Source organism: Micromonospora sp. NPDC048898 (assembly GCF_043198035.1).
Classification (GTDB): Bacteria; Actinomycetota; Actinomycetes; order Mycobacteriales; family Micromonosporaceae; genus Micromonospora.
Genome location: NZ_JBICUF010000012.1, coordinates 237,712 through 256,621, shown reverse-complemented (window position 1 = coordinate 256,621; position 18,910 = coordinate 237,712). Strand labels below are relative to the sequence as shown.

The 18,910-nt window shown below is 74.8% G+C and carries 11 protein-coding genes and 1 pseudogene; 7 read left to right on the top strand and 5 right to left on the bottom strand.

Annotated elements, in window-relative coordinates; all coding sequences use genetic code 11:
• A partial coding sequence (locus tag ACGFIQ_RS26870) for a type I polyketide synthase (protein ID WP_393248151.1) occupies nt 1–2,387 on the top strand: 2,387 nt, incomplete at its 5' end.
• 54 nt (nt 2,388–2,441) lie between these two features.
• Here the strand turns inward: ACGFIQ_RS26870 and ACGFIQ_RS26865 are convergent.
• Genes ACGFIQ_RS26865 through ACGFIQ_RS26855 form a run of 3 tightly spaced genes read right to left on the bottom strand, consistent with a single transcriptional unit; the run spans nt 2,442 to nt 4,506 of the window.
• On the bottom strand, nt 2,442–3,497 hold the full coding sequence (locus ACGFIQ_RS26865) for an alpha/beta hydrolase (RefSeq protein WP_393248149.1): 1,056 nt from the start codon (nt 3,495–3,497) through the stop codon (nt 2,442–2,444).
• Nucleotides 3,494–4,282 (bottom strand): 2-oxo acid dehydrogenase subunit E2, encoded by a 789-nt coding sequence (locus tag ACGFIQ_RS26860; RefSeq protein WP_393248148.1) that lies wholly within the window; start codon nt 4,280–4,282, stop codon nt 3,494–3,496. The genes ACGFIQ_RS26865 and ACGFIQ_RS26860 overlap by 4 nt, the downstream gene beginning before the upstream one ends.
• Nucleotides 4,279–4,506, bottom strand: a complete 228-nt coding sequence (locus tag ACGFIQ_RS26855) for an acyl carrier protein (RefSeq protein WP_393248146.1) — start codon at nt 4,504–4,506, stop codon at nt 4,279–4,281. Before ACGFIQ_RS26855 ends, ACGFIQ_RS26860 begins: the two co-directional genes overlap by 4 nt.
• A 143-nt stretch (nt 4,507–4,649) precedes the next feature.
• Here ACGFIQ_RS26855 and ACGFIQ_RS26850 point away from each other — a divergent pair, with 143 nt between their 5' ends.
• The gene (locus ACGFIQ_RS26850) at nt 4,650–6,560 is read left to right on the top strand and encodes an HAD-IIIC family phosphatase (RefSeq protein WP_393248144.1); all 1,911 of its coding nucleotides are present in this window, start codon (nt 4,650–4,652) and stop codon (nt 6,558–6,560) included.
• Nucleotides 6,557–7,312 (top strand): thioesterase II family protein, encoded by a 756-nt coding sequence (locus tag ACGFIQ_RS26845; protein WP_393248142.1) that lies wholly within the window; start codon nt 6,557–6,559, stop codon nt 7,310–7,312. Before ACGFIQ_RS26850 ends, ACGFIQ_RS26845 begins: the two co-directional genes overlap by 4 nt.
• A 12-nt stretch (nt 7,313–7,324) precedes the next feature.
• Here the strand turns inward: ACGFIQ_RS26845 and ACGFIQ_RS26840 are convergent, their stop codons facing one another.
• Both ACGFIQ_RS26840 and ACGFIQ_RS26835 read right to left on the bottom strand, forming a co-directional pair.
• Nucleotides 7,325–10,162, bottom strand: coding sequence for an AAA family ATPase (locus ACGFIQ_RS26840; protein ID WP_393248140.1), 2,838 nt, complete (start codon nt 10,160–10,162; stop codon nt 7,325–7,327).
• A gap of 78 nt (nt 10,163–10,240) precedes the next feature.
• Nucleotides 10,241–12,883 (bottom strand): LuxR C-terminal-related transcriptional regulator, encoded by a 2,643-nt coding sequence (locus ACGFIQ_RS26835; RefSeq protein WP_393248138.1) that lies wholly within the window; start codon nt 12,881–12,883, stop codon nt 10,241–10,243.
• A 743-nt stretch (nt 12,884–13,626) separates the two neighbouring features.
• Here ACGFIQ_RS26835 and ACGFIQ_RS26830 point away from each other — a divergent pair.
• The 4 genes and pseudogenes from ACGFIQ_RS26830 to meaB form a co-directional block, all read left to right on the top strand.
• On the top strand, nt 13,627–13,851 hold the full coding sequence (locus ACGFIQ_RS26830; RefSeq protein ID WP_393248136.1) for a DUF5988 family protein: 225 nt from the start codon (nt 13,627–13,629) through the stop codon (nt 13,849–13,851).
• Nucleotides 13,852–13,992: 141 nt separating this feature from the next.
• Complete coding sequence (locus ACGFIQ_RS26825) at nt 13,993–15,759, top strand: methylmalonyl-CoA mutase subunit beta (RefSeq protein ID WP_393248134.1); 1,767 nt, start codon at nt 13,993–13,995, stop codon at nt 15,757–15,759.
• Nucleotides 15,756–17,930: a methylmalonyl-CoA mutase gene (scpA, locus tag ACGFIQ_RS26820; RefSeq protein WP_393248132.1), complete on the top strand. Its 2,175-nt coding sequence runs from the start codon at nt 15,756–15,758 to the stop codon at nt 17,928–17,930. The genes ACGFIQ_RS26825 and scpA overlap by 4 nt, the downstream gene beginning before the upstream one ends.
• 11 nt (nt 17,931–17,941) lie before the next feature.
• Nucleotides 17,942–18,895: pseudogene (meaB, locus tag ACGFIQ_RS26815) on the top strand (methylmalonyl Co-A mutase-associated GTPase MeaB); the annotation flags it as partial.
• Between the last annotated feature and the right edge of the window lie 15 nt (nt 18,896–18,910).

The following is an 18,910-nucleotide window of genomic DNA, read 5'->3' as shown; positions in this document are numbered from 1 at the left end:
GCCGGATCCTGCTGATCGACACCGACACCCCCACACCCCCGGAACACCCACCCACCAACCACCCCCAGACCGCCACCCGAAACACCACCACCTACCGGCCCCGCGTCGTCCATGCCGCGCCCCCGGAGCTCGTCCCGCCCCCCGGCCCCTGGTGTCTCGACGTCACCGACCCGGGAACGCTCGACGCCGTACGTCCCGTCCCCGCACCCGGTTCCACCCGCCCTCTCGCCGCCGGCGAGGTCCGGGTCGCCGTCCGGGCCGCCGGGCTCAACTTCCGCGACGTCCTCATGGCGTTGGGCATGTACCCGGGCGAGCTGGTGCTGGGCAGCGAGGGCGCCGGCGTCGTGACCGAGGTCGCCGCGGGGGTCACCGGGCTGGCCCCCGGCGACCGGGTCATGGGCCTGCTGCCGCACTCCTTCGGCCCGCTCGCGATCGCCGATCACCGGCTGCTGACCCGCATCCCGGCCGGCTGGACCTTCGCCGAGGCCGCCGGCACGCCGATCGTCTTCCTCACCGCCTACTACGGACTGCGCGACCTGGGCCGGCTCACCGCCGGGGAATCCGTGCTGATCCACGCCGCGGCCGGCGGCGTGGGCATGGCCGCCGTCCAGCTCGCCCGGCACTTCGGCGCCGAGGTGTTCGGCACCGCGAGCGAGGGCAAGTGGCCCGTTCTGCGCGCCCAGGGACTGAGCGACGACCGCATCGCCTCGTCGCGCGACCTCGGTTTCGCGACCGCGTTCCGGGCGGCCACCGGCGGGCGCGGCATCGACGTGGTGCTCAACAGCCTGGCCGACGAGTTCGTGGACGCCTCGATCGACGTCCTCGCGGACGGCGGGCGGCTCGTCGAGATGGGCAAGACCGACGTCCGTGACCCCGCCGCCGTCGCGGCCGCCCGGCCCGGGGCCGGCTATCAGGCGTTCGACCTGATGGACGCCGGGCCGGACCGGATCCGCGAGATGCTGACCGAGTTGGTCGCCCTCTTCGAGGCGGGCACGCTGACCCGCCTCCCGGTGCAGGCCCGGGACATCCGGGAGGCACCCGAGGCGTTCCGCTACATGAGCCAGGCCCGGCACGTCGGCAAGCTGGTGCTCACCCTGCCCGTCCCGCCCGACCCGGACGGCACGGTCCTGGTGACCGGCGGCACCGGGCTGCTCGGCGCGCACGTCGCCCGGCACCTGGTGACCGAGCACGGCCTCCGCCATCTGGTGCTGACCAGCCGCCGCGGCCCGGCCGCCCCCGGGGCCGCCGACCTGGCCCGGGAGCTGACCGAGCTGGGCGCGTCGGTCACCGTGACGGCCTGTGACGTCGCCGACCGCGCCGATCTCGCCCGGGTGCTGGCCGCCGTGCCGGCCGGGAGACCGCTGACCGGCGTGGTGCATGCGGCCGGCGTGTCCGCCGACGCCACCGTCGCGTCGCTGACCGCCGAGGCGACCGCGCGGGTGTTCGCGCCGAAGGTCGACGCCGCAGCCCACCTCGACGCCCTGACCCGCGGCGACGATCTCTCCTTCTTCGTGCTGTTCTCCTCGATCGCCGGCGTGGTCGGCACCGCGGGGCAGGGCAACTACGCCGCCGCGAACACCTGGCTCGACGCGCTCGCGGCGCGCCGGCGCGGTGAGGGACTGGCCGCGGTGTCACTCTCCTGGGGTTTCTGGGCCGAGGAGAGCGAGCTGAGCGGCCACCTGGGCGAGGCTGACCGGGTCCGGCTGGCCCGGACGGGCATCCTCCCGCTGCCGACGCCGGACGGTCTGGCCCTGCTCGACGAGGCTTTCGGGGCACCCGGGGCGCACCTCGTCCCGGCCCGGCTGGACCTCGGCGCCCCGGACCTGCCGCCGATCCTGCGCGACGAGGCAGCCCGGCCGGTGCGGCGCACGGCCGCGACCGCGACCACCGCCGGCCCGGGCATCGGTGCGCTGCCGGAAGCCGAGCGGGACACGGCCCTGCACACCCTGGTGCGGTCCCACACCGCCTCGGTGCTGGGACACGCCTCCGCCGAGTCGTTCGCCGCCGGTGACACCTTCCGCGACCTCGGCTTCGACTCGCTCGCCGCGGTCGAGCTGCGGAACCGGCTCAGCTCCGCGACCGGGCTCACCCTGCCGGCCGGCGTCGTGTTCGACTATCCCACGCCGGAGGCGCTGGCCGGCTTCCTCAGCTCCCGGTTCGCTCCGGCGTCGCCCGGCGGGACCGCCGTCTCCGATCTCGACCAGCTGGAGGCCGCGCTGGCCGCGGGCACCGTCGGTGGCGACGACCGGCGGCGGCTGGTCCACCGGCTGCAGACGCTGCTGTGGCGGCTCGAGGGCGGCACGACCGGCTCGGAGCCGACCGGTGAGCTGGGGCAGGCCAGCGACGACGAGATGTTCGCGCTGCTCGACCAGGAGCTCGGCCGGTGAAGACGCCGCCGCCCCGGGCGCTGGCGCGGGGCGGCGGCGGAGCGGTCCGGCGAGTCAGCGCCGGTGCAGCAGACGGACCAGCACAGAGAGCATCGCCCGCTGGACGCGGTGCCCGCCGGTCATCTCCAGCAGCGACAGCAGACTCCAGGCCCGGGTGGCCGGCACGTGCCCTGGCGACCCGTGAACGTCGTCGTGGTGCAGCAGTCGCACGTCGGGAGCGCACCGGGCCAGCAAGGCCGGGTCCGCGCCCGGGATGATCTCGTCGCGGTCACTGACCACGTACCGTACGGGAACAGTCACTGCGGCCAGCTGTTCCGGGGTGAGGGCCCAGTCGGACAGCTCGGCGCCCAGGTGATCCGGCGTCGTGCCGGCCAGGTGGGCCAGCGTCGCCACCGTGACCCCGGGCAGCGCGGCCTGCCAGGCCCGGTCGGTGAAGAAGTCCCGCACCGGCGCTCCGGCCGTCACAATGCCCCGGATCCGCTGATCCGCGGCGGCCGCCCGCAGCAGCAGGTGCCCGCTGAAGCTGAGAGCCATCGCCCAGGTGCGGTCCACGTCGGCCCGGCCGGCCAGCGCGTCGAGCAGGGCGGGCACCAGGCGCCAGCTTTCCGCCGCGTACGTCTGGGTGTTCTCGCCGACGCCCGGCAGTTCCGCGACCACCCCGGCGAGGCCGAGGCGGCGGGCCTGCACCAGGATCGGCGCCCACTGTTCCTTGAGGGTGACGATGCCGCCGCAGACGAGCAGCACCGGGCGGTCCGGGCCGAGCCCGGCCGTCCACACCGTCGCGGTTCCGCCCGGCAGGCTCAGCCGCAACCGCTCGATGCCGCGTCCGGCGCGCCAGCGGTCGAAGGCGTCGACCGACCGCTGCTGCGCCCCGGCCCGCGCGGGACCGTCGACGAAGGGGAAACGGGCCATCGCGTAGTGCCGGGCGGCCCGCAGGTGGGCGCCGCGGCTCTCCAGCTGCGCGGCGGTCCGGCACCACTCGCCGGTCCAGGCGCCGGGCGCGTCGCCGTCGTCGGTGTGGATCCGGCTCAGCAACTCCGGGTAGCCGGCGATGGCCAGGGCGCGCGCGTGGACCCGGGTGTACTCCTTGAGCTCCGCGACGTCGTTCATGGCCGCGTGACGCTGTCCGCCGCGCCGGCCGGGTGCGGATCGGCCGGCCCGCCCTCCAGGTGGTCCTTGAGCTCGCTCAGCACGTCGGCCGCCTCGGCGCCGTCGATGACCCGATGGTCGAAGGCCAGGCTGAGCCGCATGACCGGCGCGACGACGATCTGCCCGTGCCGCACCACCGGCCGGTCCGCGATGCGGCCCACCCCGAGGGTGATCGTGGTGCCGCCGACCGACTGGAACCCGTCCACGGGCCGGTGCCCCAGCGAGGTGACCGCGACCGTGCCGAGCAGCTCGGGCCGGCGCCGCAGCGGCCGGGTGGTCAGCCGGAACAGCGCCCGGCCGAGCGGCGTCGGCAGCCGGTGCAGTGCGCGCACGGCGGCGAACTCCTCCATGGTGGCGGCGTCGCCGTCGCGGAAGTGGTCGATCCGGTCCTGGATCGTGTCGAGGGTCGCGGTGTGCAGGTCGGGCACCACGGTCGCGAGGACCACCCGGTCGGTGCCCAGCCGCTTGTCCAGGGTCAGCTTGCCGCTCACTCCGGCATAGCGCAGGACGCGCGGCCGGCGACGTCCCCGGATCGCCGCGTTCGCCTCCGGGTGGGCGGTCAGCACCCGGCCGGCGGCCTGCAGGACGTACGCGACTACGGAGTACCGCCGCGCGCTCGCGGACCGGTGACCCGTCACCCCCGTCATGTCCACCTCGGTGTCGAGGAACACCGGGGCCGCCGCCCGCACCTCCTCGCACAGATACAGCGTGTGGCGGCGGTTCCGGGAGACCGGGACCGGCTTCACCGCGGCACCGCCACCCGGAAGATCTCGCCGAGGCTCTCCGCCTCCAGCACCGCGGGCAGGGGCACGCTGCGGCCGGTACGCCGCTCGAGCGTGGCCGCCAGCCACAGCAGGTGCACCGAATCCCAGCCGGTCACGTCGTCGAGATGACGGTCGGCGTCGGCGACCGTCACCGGCAGACCCAGCTCGTCACGGACCAGGGCCACGAGTTCGTCGATGCTCTCCATGGCACGTTCCTTCCGCCGGTGGTCCCGCATCCTCACGGCGGCGGCTAAAGGCGGCCTGAAGCACGGCCGGTCAAGGTGGGCTTTAGACGGCTTGCGGACCATGGACCGGCGCAATGTCCGGCGACGATAGGGCAGGCAGGCGGATGACGACGACCCCGGTCACCGAGCAGCGGAGTCGCGAGGCCCTCGGCCGGCTCCGGGAGCTGCACCGCGAGGGCCGGCTGGCCGCGGAGTACCCCTCGGTGCGGCCGCTGCTGTCCGGCCTGGACGCCGAGGACCTGCGCACCGCGGGCCGGCTGCTCTTCCGCACCGGTGCCGGTGAGGTGCTGGCCGCCCATCCCGGCACGCCGCGGCTGCGGGTCGGTGTGACCGGGCACAGCACCCTGTCCGCGCTGATCCCGGCGCTCACCGCCGAGCTGGCCCGGCACGGCTGTCTCTGCGACCCCGTGCCCGGGACGTTCGGCACCTGGGTCACCGATCTGGGCGACCCGGCCGGCCCGGTCCGCGCGGCCGATCCCGACCTTCTGCTGTGCGTGCTCGACGCCGGCGCGATCTTCGACCACGTCCCGGTCCCCTGGACGGTCGAGGACGTCGCGGAGGCCGCCGCGGCCCAGATGACGGTGCTGGACGGGCTCGTGGCCGGGTTGCGGCAGACCGACCGGTGCACCGTCGTCCTCAACACCCTGCCGCTGCCCCGGCACTGGCCCGCCCAGCTCGTCGACCACCGCTCCCGCGCCCGGCTCGGCGCGGTGTGGCGTGAGATGAACGTCCGGCTGCTCGGCCTGGCCCAGCAGCACGACGGCGTCATCGTGGTCGACCTCGACCCGCTGCTCACGGAGGACCACCGGCTCAGCGACACCCGGCAGCGGGTCTACGCCCAGGTGCATCTGTCCGACTCGGTGCTCGCCGCGTACGCCCGCGAGGTCGGCCACCTCGGCCGTCACCAGCTCGGCCGGGGCCGCAAGTGCCTCGCCGTCGACCTGGACAACACGCTGTGGGGCGGCGTGCTCGGCGACGACGGCCCGGACGGCGTGGCGCTCGCCGACGGCTACCACGGCGCGGCCTTCCGCGGCTTCCAGCGGGTGCTGCGTCAGCTCGGCGCGCAGGGCGTGCTGCTCGCGGCGGTCAGCAAGAACGATCCCGAGCCGGTGGGCACGATGCTCGAAGGCCATCCCGGGATGGTTCTGCGCCGGGACGACTTCGTCCGGGTGATCGCCAACTGGCATCCCAAGCACGACAACCTCACCGCCCTGGCCGCCGACCTGAACATCGGCGTGGACAGCCTCGTCTTCGTCGACGACAGCGCGTACGAGTGCGGTCTGGTCCGCTGGTCGCTGCCGGAGGTGGCGGTGATCCAGGTCGGTGAGGATCCCGCCGGGCACATCGAGCGGCTGCTGGCCGACGGCTGGTTCGACACGGTCGAGCTGACCGCCGACGACCGGGCCCGCCCCGGCCGCTACCGCGACGAGCTGGGTCGCAAGGACTTCCTCGCGTCGTTCTCGTCGATCGACGACTACCTGCGCGAGCTGGGCGTCACGGTCCGGCTGAGCCGCGTCACGGCGGCCACCGCCGACCGGGCAGCCCAGCTGAGCCTGCGCACCAACCAGTTCAACCTGACCACCCGGCGGCTGCGCCCGGCCGACATGCCGGCGCTTCTCGCCGACCCCGCCGTCGAGATGTTCACGGTGGAGTCGGCCGACCGGTTCGGCGACAACGGCACGGTCGGTGCCCTGTTCACCCGCCGGGACGGCGACGTGCTGCACATCGACAACTTCGTGCTGAGCTGCCGGGTCTTCGCCCGCGGCATCGAACAGACGTGCCTGGCCGCGGTGCTGCGCCGCGCCCGCGCCGGCGGGCTCCGCGAGGTACGGGCAGGCTACCGTCCGACCGCGAAGAACCGGATCGTCGCCGACCTGTATCCCCGGCACGGCTTCGCGCGCGTCGCCGGCAACGGTGACGATGGTGACGTCTTCAGCCACGATCTGACCGACCTGCACGACCCCCCACCGCACGTGCGGCTGGAGGAAAATCTTGACGGAGAGGCACAGCGATGAACGCGGACCGGTGGATACGCCGCTTCGGCCCCGAGCACCCCACCGCCCCCCGCCTGCTGTTGCTGCCGCACGCTGGCGGCTCGGCCAGCTATTTCCACGGCCTCGCCCGGGAGCTGACTGCCGACTTCGACGTGCTCTGCGCGCAGTACCCGGGACGGCAGGACCGCCGGCACGAGCCGCCGCTGCGCACCATCGCCGGCTTGGCCGACGGCATCTTCGCCGCGCTGGGCGTGCCCGACCGTCCCACCATCCTCTTCGGACACAGCATGGGTGCGGTGCTGGCCTTCGAGGTCGGGTTGCGCCTCGAGGCGGCCGGCGCGACGCACCTGCGCGGCGTCGTGCTGTCGGGCCGCCGAGCGCCGACCGTGCCCGGCCCGGACGACGTGCACCTGCGCGACGACGACGGGCTGGTGCGGGAGATCCGGGAGCTCAGCGGCACGGCCGGCGACGTCCTGCGGGACCGCGAGCTGATGAAGCTGATCCTGCCGGGGCTGCGGGCCGACTACCAGGCCGTCGAGACCTACCGGATGCGGGTGGGAGCGTGCCTGCGGACGCCCGTCTCCGTGCTGGTCGGCGACGCCGACCCCCGGGTGCGGGTGGCGGACGCCCACGCCTGGTCCGCGCTGACCACCGGCGGCGCGACGCTCCGGGTCTTCCCGGGCGGCCACTTCTATCTGGACGACCGGCGCGGGGAGGTGGCCGAGGCGATCCGTGACAGCGCCGACGCTTTCAGCGCCCACGCCTCGGCCTGACCCCCGCCGAAACTAGCTCGTCCTGACCGACGGGATGTCGGCCCCGGGCTCGGTCAGCAGCGTCGAGTTCGCCGAGAGGTCCGAGCGGCGCTTGACGGCGAGCTTGCGGTACACCCGGGTGAGGTGTCCCTCCACGGTACTCATCGCGATGAAGAGCCGATCGGAGATCTGCCGGTTGGTGTGACCCTGGGCGGCCAGCGCCGCCACCTTGCGCTCCGCCTGGCTCAGCGTGATCAGCGGGTCGGCGCCGCCGGGCTGGGCCAGCCGCAGCTGGTCGTCGGAGAACGGTCCGGCGTCGTCCGACCCGCCCAGTGCCCCGCCGACCCGCACTGACAGCAGCCGTTTGGCCAGCGCGGTCGCCCCGCAGTCGTGGGCCAACCGGTACGCCTGCCGCAAGGCCGCCCGGGCGCCGACGAGATCGCCGCTGTGCAGCAACGCCTGGCCGTTGTCGCCCAGGGCCCGGGCCAGCTCCAGCCGGTCGTTGCTGAGCCGCAGCAGGTCGACGGCCTCCTCCAGCAGGGCCGGTCGCTGCCCGGCCGGCGCGGTCAGCGCGAGCAGCCGGGTCGCCCGCCCCCGCGTCCGGGTGTCCTCCTGCGGCGCGACCTCGAGCTGCTGACGGAGCAGACGGGCGACCTGGTCGCCCTGACGCAGGCTCAGGTGCACCCGGGCCAGCTCCAACCGCCACGGCACCAGACCGGAGACGTCCATCTGCCAGGCCCGCAGCAGGTCGCCGCAGCGGTACAGGTCGTTCTGCGCCGCCTGGGGCCGGCCGGACTGCAGCAGGAAGCGGGCCCGGGCAGCGAGAAACATCGGGCCGAACGGCGTACGCATCAGGCCCGCCGGCGTGGCGTGGGCGACCCAGCGGTTGGCCTCGTGCAGCCGGCCGGCCTCGGTCGCGCACCGGATCAGCGTGGCGAGCGGCCCACCCAGGGCGATGCCCCACGCGAGCGGCGAGACCTCCAGCGCGGCCCGGGCATGATGCTCGGCGCCCCGCAGATCGCCCAGCCGCAGCGCGGCCTCCGCGCGGATCGCCTGCAGGATCGCCAGCCAGCTCGGCGCCCGACTGGCCGCGGGGTCGTCCAGCATCAGGTCGATCCACGAGGCGGTGCGGTCGGCCCGGCCGCTCACCAGCAGTGCCACCAGCGGCGCGCTGAGGGTCGCCGGGCCGTCGTCGCCGATGTGCCGGCGCTGGAACAGCTCCTCGGCGAGTGGCCCGGCGTCGCCGGCATTCTGGTGCAGGGCCTGCGCCAGCACCGCGACCGCCTCCATCACCGTTCCGGGGGTGCCCACCAGCGGCTTGTCCGGTTCCGGGGACACCCGGTCCGGCACGCCGGGATCGGTCAAATCGAGCAGCATCCGCAGCAGCCGCGGGTCCATGCCGGCCCCGTCCGGGCCCACCGCGTCCGGTCCGGCCCGGTCCGGGCCGGCGTCGGCCTGCTCGGCCTCGCGCAGCAGCGCCGCCGCCTCGTCCAACCGGCCCTGCCAGATGAGGTACGGGACCGCGACGGCGCGCTGCCCCACGGGTTCGGACGGCCCCGCGTTGAGCAACCCGTGCAGATGCGGTCCGGCGGCGAGCGGGTTCGCCTGCCAGCGCGCTCGCACCAGGAGCGCGCACACGGCGGCCGGCTGCTGCCCGGACCGGACCTCCTGCTTCGCGAGTCGCAGGCAGGCCGAGGCGACGTCGGGCCGCCCGGAGGACAGGTGGATCGCCGCCGCCTCCCGCAACACCGGAACCGTCCAGTCGCCCTCCACGCGGTCGGCGGACAGCAGGTGCTGGGCGATCACCTCCGGGTTCGCCGCATAGTCGTGCAGCGCCTCCGCGGCCCGCCGGTGCAGGCAGGCGAGCTCGTCGGCGGGCAGGTGGGCGAGCACGGCCCGCTGGATCCGGCGGTGCCGGAGCCGGTCGCGATCACCGAGCCCGGCCGTGTGCAGCAGCATCAGCGAGCGCCGGGCGAGGTCGGGAACGACCCCGAGCATCCGGCCCAGGATCTCGGGGGTGGCCGGCCGGTCGAGCACGGCCAGCGCGTACGCGACCTGCCGGACGCTCTCCTCGTGCCGGTAGAGGCAGGCGAGCACCGCCTGGTCGAACGCGTCCTGCCGGTGCTCCGGCTGGTCGTCGTCGATCAGCGCCCGGGCCAGCAGCGGGCTGCCGCCGGTCAGGCTCAGTGCCTCCTCGGCCAGGTCGTCGCCGGCGGTCCCGAGGCGGTCCCCGGCCAGCCGGACGAGCTCGTCGCCGGACAGCGGCGGCAGCGAGACCCGGGAGAACGACGGCTGGCTCAGCAGTTCCGCGCGGAACGACGGCAGGGCCGGCCGCAGCATGGCCGCCTCGGTCAGGACGACCATGACCGGTGCGTAGCGGACCCGCCGGACGATGTAGAGCAGGCAGTGCAGCGAGGCCCGGTCGGCGTGGTGCACGTCGTCCACGGCCAGCACCACCGGCCCGGACTCGGTCAGCTCCAGCAACGCGGTGAGGATGCTGTGCAGCACCGGTGCCCACTCCGGGTCGGCGGTTCCGGTCGGATCGGTGTCCCGGGGCTCGGGCATCGGCCGCTCCCGCATGCGGGGCACCAGCAGCTCGCCGACCCGCCGGACGCTGTCATCGGTCGGGCGGGAGTCGTGGAAGAGTTGGCCCACCACCCCGAAGGGCAGATCGGACTCGGTGGCCGACGCGACCGCCCGCAGCACCCGGCCCCGCCGCTGGTGGACATGGTCGGCGAAGGTCTCCAGCAGTGCGGTCTTACCGCTGCCGACCGCCCCGGTGATCAGCGCGACATGACCTTGTGCGTTGTCGCGCGACGCCGTGAACGCATCGATGAGGCGAACGAGCTGTCTCTCGCGTTGTACCAGCATGCATCAGTCCCCCTGTGCTGCGCCGCTGTGCGAAGGCGGCTGCGACTGTTCGTGTTGTGCCCGGGCGCCCCAAGGTGTTCAGGCGCGCAGCGCCGCCACGTACACGGAGTCGTTGTCCGCCGGCGCCGTGGTGGCCTGGCGCGAGCGGATCCGGGCCGTGAGATCGGCCCGGTCGCTGGCGCCGAGCTTGCGGTACACCCGGGTCAGGTGCTGTTCCACCGTGCTCACCGTGATGAACAGGCGGCCCCCGATATCCCGGTTGGAGTGGCCCAGCGCGGCCAGGGCGGCAACCCGGCTCTCGGCCAGGGTGAGGCCGGGCACCATGGCGACGGCCGGGTCGGTGGGTTTGGTCGCGGAGGGCGCGGTCGCCGTCCGGCCGGGATCGGCCAGGCCGATCTGCCGGGCGATGGTGGCGGCCGCCTCGTACGCCTGCCGCGCCAGCCCGGCCTCGTGCCGGCTGCCGTAGGCGTCGGCCAGCTCGAAGGAGCTCTGCGCGACCCCGACCGCGTCGCCGCACTGCCGGGCCAGGCACAGCGCCTCGCGCAGGGCCGGCACCCGCTCGTCCGGCCGCATCGTCGCGGCCAGGGCCCGCAGCGCGGAGGACCGGGCCCGCCGCTGCCCGCCCGGCAGGAGCTGCAACTCCTGCCGGGCCAGCCGGGCCGCGACCCGGGGGCGGTCCAGTTCCAGGCAGGCGCGGGCGGCGTCGGCGCGCCAACGGACCCCGCCCGGGCGAGCCGGCCACCGCCGGGCCAGCTCGCCGCAGCGCTCCAGCGCCCACAGCGCCTCCGCCGGCCGGTCGAGGGCGAGCAGGCAACGGCCCTGTGCGGCCAGGTGGGCCAGCCCGATCGGGGTTTCCGCCATGGCGGCGGGGACCGGCGTGCGCAGGATCGCGCGCACCTCGCTGGTGCGGCCGAGCAGCGTGAGCGCCTGCGCCCGCACGGCCAGCGGCAGCCCGACGACGATGCCCCATCCGGGGACGGGCAGCGTGCTGAGCGCGTGCTCGGTGAGCTGGTCGGCGCCCCGCAGGTCGCCGCGGGACAGGGCGATGATCGCCCGCATCGCCGAGACGAGGGCGGCGACAGTGGTGTTCTGCCGCCGTTCGGCCAGCTCGGCGAGCCGGGCACACGACTGCTCGGTCTCCTCCAGCCGCTCGTCCTGCAACAGCCCGGTCAGGGCCCAGAAGGCCGCCCAGAGATCCGCCTCCTCCGTGCCGAGCGAGTGCAGAGCACCCGCCAGCCCGCCGGCGGGACTCTCGCCCGGGCCGGGGCGCACCGACCGCCGGTGCGGTCGCGTGCCCCGCAGCACCTTGCGCATGCGCCGCAGGACCGGTGCGGGCAGGGCCGCCCGGCCGGTGCCCGGGTACAGATAGGACAGCCAGCGCAGCGTCACCATCAGTTCCTCGGTGGTGCACTGCTCGGCGTCGAGCCGGCGCACGGCGTGCCCGGCCAGCTCGACGGCCTCCTCGGGCCGGCCGTGCCACATCAGGTGGCGCAGAGTGCTCGCCGTCGCGACGGGGGAGGCGTGCCCGTCGCGGACGGCCTGGGTCAGCACCGGCAGGTGGCGGACGACGGCCCGGGCGTCCTGCCGCCACTCGGCGCGGGCGAGGGTGGACACCACCTTCGCCCGCATCCGTCCGGGCAGGCAGTGCTGTGCGGCCTGTCGCAGACAGGACAGCGCCTCGTCCGTGCGACCCTCGTCCAGGTGCCGTTCGCCGGCGGCATGCAGGACCTGGACCGACCACGGCACGTCGAGCCGGCCGCCGCCGAGCAGGTGCCTGGCCTGGTCCTCGGGGCGGGCGCCGGCCTCGTGCAGGGCCACGGCCAGCCGGCGGTGCAGCGCGGCCCGTCGTTCGACGGCGAGACCGTCGAGCACCGCGCGCGCGAGCAGCGGATGCCGGATCCGGTCGCCCCGCAGCAGGCCGGCCGACACGGCGGCGCCGCGCTCCCGGACCGCGGCGAGGACACCGGGATCAGAGAGCCGGTCCAGCACCGCGCTGTCCGGCGCCGTGCCGGCGACCGCCAGGATCTCCACCAGCTCGGCCACGGCCGGATCGCAGCGGTGCAACCCGGCCTGCACCGCGTCGCGCAGACTGTCGCCCGGCGCGCCGGCCTCCCCGGCCGTCGTCGCCGGGCCGGCCGCTATGTCCTCCACCAGCGCGGCGACCAGCGCCTGGTTGCCGCCGGTGACCCGGACCACCAGGGGCAGAGCGGCGCGGGCGAGCCGCGGTGGGCAGCGGTCGGCGAGCAGGCCGGCGACGGCGGTCGTGGTGGCGGGCAGCAGCCGCCGGGCGTGCACCTCGGCCACGGCCAGCAGACGCCGCTCCTCGACCGGGCGCGGGGTCACGCCGGGGGAGTCGGCCAGGACGACCAGCGGCTGCCGGCCCGCCTCGGTGATCAGCCGGCGCAGCACCCGCACCGAGGCCCGGTCGGTGAGCTGCGCATCGTCCACAATGAACACGGCCGGCCGGTCGGCGCAGTCGTCGCTCAGCCGGTGCAGGGCGGTTTCCTCGTCGCTGATCGGCACCGGCGTGGGCACCAGCTGACGGACCACCCCCAGATCCAGCAGCTGCTCCGACCGGGCGGCCGAGGCGACGCGGACCGCGGCGCCGGCCGCGCGGGCGTGGATGGCGAGCGCCTGCACGGCCGCCGTGTGCCCGGCGCCCACCGCGCCGGAGAGCAGCAGGACGGTGGGCCGGGGGCTGGCCAGGTATCTCTCGAGCACGTCGCGGCCGCGGTGGTCCGCCTGCGCATCCGGGTGACCGCCCGGCTCGTGGCCCGGCCACCGGTCCTGCGCACCTGGTTGCGACTCAAACAATTGGCTGCCCCGCTCACGTCCATGACGAAAGGTTGTGCCAACCGAAAGTCGACTCATGGAGACCTGCGGTGGCATGGTGAAGTCAGGTTCCGGCCGCGCGTACCGCGGTGCTGATCCGGCCTTTGCCCCTCCTCGGGGCAAGGTGGTTCAACATCCGTTGCATTCCGAGTATGCCGGACGGCGCGTCGGTGCGGCAAGGCATTGATGGTTCCTGACGGAAGGCGGAACGCCGGTGCTCGGGTATGCCGGGCCCGGATGGTGAATTTAGGGTCAAAGCGGATGAGTGCGCGCGCCGAAATCAAAAATCTAATTCCCCGCATCCGGACGTTACTGGCAGATACCTTCAAACGGCCGAAGCCCGGCGCCGGTCCGCCGCCCACGCGGCGGGCCGGCCCGCTGGATCAAGATCGTCTCCGCTGGCCGGCCGAACTTGCGAAAGGCGTCAGTAATTGCGGTTTTGGCCGGCGTGCCGGCGTAGGGGGAGGGCAATGAGGGGTGTCGGCGGCAATCGTGCTGCCGTTATCGTCGGCCTGCCACCCTGGCCACGGGCGAACGTTGAATTCGTCATGGACGGCGGTTGGAACGCCCCTTAACGGGAGGCGGACGGCCGATTCGACTCGTCCGGAAATGTGTCCTCTGGAGGTCAAGCCATGGACGGTCCACCCATTCCTGCTCTCGCCGAACATCCCGAGGTTCTGCTGCGCGGCGGTCCCGACACGCTCCCCGACGAATTGCGGCGGATGCGCGTGCCGGACACCGAGGAGAAGGTGAAGTTGATGCACTACGGGGGCCATGAGCACTTCGAACGGGAGGCGCACACCGGCGACGGTCCGGTGGTCTTCCGCTGGACCGGCCGCACCCGTATCGCCGAATGAGTTCGACGCCGGTGGCCGGGCACGCCGAAGGCCGCGCGTAAGAGGTTCACGCAGACCCTTGTTCCCGGCACTGGTCGTTGTTGTCCTGTGTGGACCACGACGCGAACCCTGGGGCCGGTGCCCTGACCCGGAAGGTGCGCCGTGGTTTCCGAAATCGACAGGTGGCGGCAGGCGGCGCTGGCGGTGCTGCGCAAGAGCGGCCGGGCCGGCCCCGGGCACACCGGCGGCGACGTCGATGAACTGTTGTCGCACACCACCGACGACGGCATCACGGTCCGGCCGCTCTACGCCGGAGCCGCCGACGTGCGGCCCACCGGGGTCCGCGCCGGGCCATGGGAGGTGCGGCAGTGGCACGCCGATCCCGATCCGGCGGCGATCGGCGCCGACGTGGCGAACGGCGTGACCGGCCTGTGGCTGAGCCTGGGCGAGGACGTGATCGACCTCGACCGGCTCGACGAGGCTCTCACCGGCGTGCCGCTCGACCGGGTCGCGGTCGTCCTGGACGCGCCCACCCGGCCGGCGGACGCGGCGGCCACCTGGCTGGCCCTCGCCGGCCGGCGGGCCGTGCCGCCCGGCCGGCTGCGGGGCACGCTCGGTGTCGATCCGCTGGCGGTCCGGGCCCGTACGGGACAGCCCGCCGACCCCGGCACGCTGGCGGATCTGGCCCGCCGGTGCGCCGCGGAGCTGCCCGGGCTGCGCGCGGTGGTGGTGGACGCGACGGTCCACCACGACGCCGGCGCGTCCGGCGCGGACGAACTCGCGGCCGCGCTGGCCACCGGCGTGGCGTACCTGCGGGTGCTGACGACGGCCGGCCTGGGTGTCACGGCCGCGCTGGCCCAGCTGGAGTTCCGCTATGCGGCGACCACCGATCAGTTCGCCACCATCACCAAGCTGCGCGCGGCCCGCCGGCTCTGGGCCCGGGTGGCCGACGCCTGCGGCGCGCGCGGGCACGGCGTCCAGCGGCAGCACGCGGTCACCTCGGCGGTGATGATGACGGCCCGCGACCCGTGGACCAACATCCTGCGCACCACGATCGCCGGATTCGCCGCGGCCGTCGCCGGCGCCGACGCGATCACGGTACGCCCGTTCGACACGTGCCTCGGCCCACCCGGCGACACCGCACGCCGCCTGGCCCGCAACACCCACGCGGTGCTCCGGGAAGAAGCACACCTCGCCCGGGTCGCCGACCCGGCCGCCGGTTCCTGGTACGTGGAGTCGCGCACCGAGGCGCTGGCCCTGCGGGCCTGGGACAGGTTCACCGAGATCGAGCGGGCCGGCGGTATGGCGTCCGCGCTGGACTCGGGCCTGCTCGCCGACCGGTACGCCGAGACCTGGCACGCCCGGTCCGACCGGATCGCCCGGCGCTCCGCACCGATCACCGGCGTCAGCGAGTTCCCCGACCTCGACGAGCCCCGGCCGGCCCGGCGAACCGTGCCCCCGGCCCCGCCCCCGGACGGGGGACTGCCGGTCCGGCGGCACGCCGCGGTCTTCGAGGACCTGCGGGACCGTGCGGACGCGTACGCGGAACGGACCGGCGCCCGCCCGGTCGTCCTGCTCGTGCCGGTCGGAGCCCCTGCGGCGCGGAGGGCCCGGCAGGCGTTCGTGGTGAATCTGTTCGCGGCGGCCGGGATCACCGTCGCCGCGGCGGGCGACGACGCCGACCCCGAGACGGTGGCCAAGGCGTTGCTGGACAGCGGCTCCCGGGTCGCCTGCCTGTGCGGGCCCGACACCGGGTACGCCGCGGTGGCCGGCCCGATCGCGGCCGCCCTGAGATCGGCCGGGGCCGTCCGGCTGTGGTGTGCGGGCAGCCCCGGCGACCATCCCGGCATCGACGGATACCTGCACACCGGCTGCGACGTCGTGGCGGCGCTCGCGGTGACGCTGACCGACCTGGGGGTGACGCGGTGATTCCGGACTTCACCGGGCTGGCGCTCGGCCACCCGCCGGCGCCGGCCGACGAGCCGGCGGACGGGGACACCTGGCTCACCCCCGAAGGGATCGCGGTGCGCGGGTCGTACACCGCGGCCGACCTGCCGGGCATCGACCTGGGCACGATGCCGGGCCTGCCGCCCTACCTGCGCGGTCCGTACCCGACGATGTACACCACCCAGCCGTGGACGATCCGCCAGTACGCCGGCTTCTCCACCGCGGAGGAGTCGAACGCCTTCTACCGCCGCAACCTGGCGGCCGGGCAGAAGGGCCTCTCGGTCGCCTTCGACCTGGCGACCCACCGCGGTTACGACTCCGATCACCCCCGGGTCGCCGGCGACGTGGGAATGGCCGGCGTGGCCATCGACTCCATCATGGACATGCGGCTGCTGTTCGACGGCATCCCGCTGGACCGCACCAGCGTGTCGATGACGATGAACGGGGCGGTGCTGCCGGTCCTGGCCCTCTACGTCGTCGCCGGTGAGGAGCAGGCCGTGCCGCCGGAGCGGCTGGCCGGGACCATCCAGAACGACATCCTCAAGGAGTTCATGGTCCGGAACACCTACATCCATCCGCCCGGGCCGTCGTTGCAGATCATCTCGGACGTGTTCGCCTACACCGCGGCCCGGATGCCGAAGTTCAACTCGATCTCCATCTCCGGGTACCACATGCAGGAGGCGGGGGCCACGGCCGACCTGGAGCTGGCGTACACGCTGGCCGACGGCGTCGAGTACCTGCGCGCGGGCCGCCGCGCCGGGCTCGAGGTGGACGCCTTCGCGCCGCGGCTGTCGTTCTTCTGGGGCGTCGGCATGTCCTTCTTCACCGAGGTCGCGAAGCTGCGGGCGGCCCGGTTGCTCTGGGCGCAACTGGTCGAGGGGTTCGGGGCCACCGATCCGCGGTCGCTGAGCCTGCGCGCCCACTGCCAGACGTCCGGCTGGTCGCTCACCGCCCGCGACGTCCTCAACAACGTCGTCCGCACCTGCGTGGAGGCGATGGCCGCGACCCAGGGCCACACCCAGTCCCTGCATACCAACGCCCTGGACGAGGCGCTCGCCCTGCCCAGCGAGTTCTCCGCCCGCGTCGCCCGGAACACGCAGCTGCTGCTCCAGCAGGAGTCCGGCACCACCCGGGTGATCGACCCGTGGGGCGGGAGCGCCTACCTCGAGCGGCTCACCCACGAGCTGGCCGCCCGGGCCAAGGCCCACATCGACGAGGTGGAGGCGGCCGGCGGCATGGCCGCGGCCATCGAGGAGGGCCTGCCCAAGCTGCGGATCGAGGAGGCCGCCGCCCGGACCCAGGCGCGCATCGACTCCGGCCGGCAGCCGATCATCGGCGTGAACCGCTACCCGGCGGAGACCGAGGAGCCGATCGAGGTCCGCAAGGTCGACAACACCGCGGTCCGGCGCCGCCAGATCGACCGCCTGGAGCTGCTGCGCGCGACGCGGGACGCGGCGGCCTGCGCCGCTGCCCTCTCGGCGCTCACCGGCGCCGCCGGCCGGGCCGCGGCCGGCGCGCGGGGTTCGGACCTGGCGGACAACCTGCTGTCCCGGGCGGTGGACGCGGCCCGGGCCGGCGCGACGGTGGGGGAGATGTCGGACGCGCTGGAGCGGGTGTACGGCCGGCACGTCGCGCAGATCCGTACCGTCTCCGGGGTGTACCGGTCGGAGTCCGGCGACGACGGCGCGCCGGCGGCCGCACGCGCCGCGACGGACGCCTTCGCCGCCGAGGAGGGCCGCCGCCCCCGCATCCTCGTCGCGAAGGTCGGCCAGGACGGCCACGACCGGGGGCAGAAGGTCGTCGCGACCGCGTTCGCCGACCTCGGCTTCGACGTCGACATCGGGGCGTTGTTCCAGACCCCGGCCGAGGTGGCCCGCCAGGCCGTCGACGCCGACGTGCACATCGTCGGGGTCAGCTCACTGGCCGCCGGCCACCTCACCCTGGTCCCCGAGCTGCGGCGGGAACTCGTCGCGCTGGGCGGCTCGGAGATCATGATCGTGGTCGGCGGCGTGATCCCCGAGGACGACCATGACGCGTTGCGCGCCGCCGGCGCGGCGGCGATCTTCGTGACCGGCACGGTGATCGCCGAGGCCGCCGTGCGGCTGGTGCACGACCTGCGGGACCGGCTCGGCCACGGCGGGGACCCGCGGTGATCCGGCGGACGATGGACACCGACGGGTACGCCGCGAGGGTGCGCGCCGGCGATCGGGCCGCGCTGGCCCGGGCCATCACGCTCGTCGAGTCGTCCCACCCGCGGGACCGGAGCGCGGCGCGCCGGCTGCTCGCCGAGCTCGCGCCGTACACCGGCGGTGCCCACCGGATCGGCGTGACCGGCGTGCCGGGGGCCGGGAAGTCCACCTTCATCGACGCCCTGGGCAGCCACCTGACCACCGCCGGGCACCGGGTGTCGGTGCTCGCGGTCGACCCCTCCTCGGAGCGGACCGGCGGGAGCATCCTCGGCGACCGGACGCGGATGACGCGCCTGGCGGCGGACCCCGCGGCGTACGTGCGTCCCACCCCGAACGCCGGGGCGCTGGGCGGGGTGGCCGCCACCACCCAGCACGCGATCGCCGTGGTCGAGGCGGCCGGGTACGACATCGTGATCGTCGAGACGGTCGGGGTCGGTCAGGCCGAGACGCTCGTCGCCGACCTGGTCGACACGTTCCTCGTGCTGGCCGTGGCCGGCGGCGGCGACGACATCCAGGGCCTCAAGATGGGCGTGCTGGAGCGGGCGGACGTCATCGCGGTGAACAAGGCCGACGGGGCGGGTGCGGCCGCGGCCCGTCGCGCGGCGCGGGACATCATCGGGGTGCGCCGGCTGCTGGCCGCGGCCGGCCGGCCGGCGCCGCCGGTGCTGACGTGCAGTGCCCGCGAGGCGACCGGGGTGGCCGAGGTGTGGGACCGGCTGCGCGGCCACTACGCCGGCCTGGTGGCGTCGGGCGAGCTGGCCGTCCAGCGCCGGGAGCGGGCGGTGGCCCAGCTGCACACGGTGCTGCGCGCCGCCGTCCAGGACCTGCTCGGGACCGACCCGTTGCTGTGCGCCGCGACCACGAACCTGGAGCGGGCGGTCCGGGACGGCGAGGTCGGCCCGGCCGAGGCGGCGGACCAGATCACCGCGCTGCTCACCCATCCG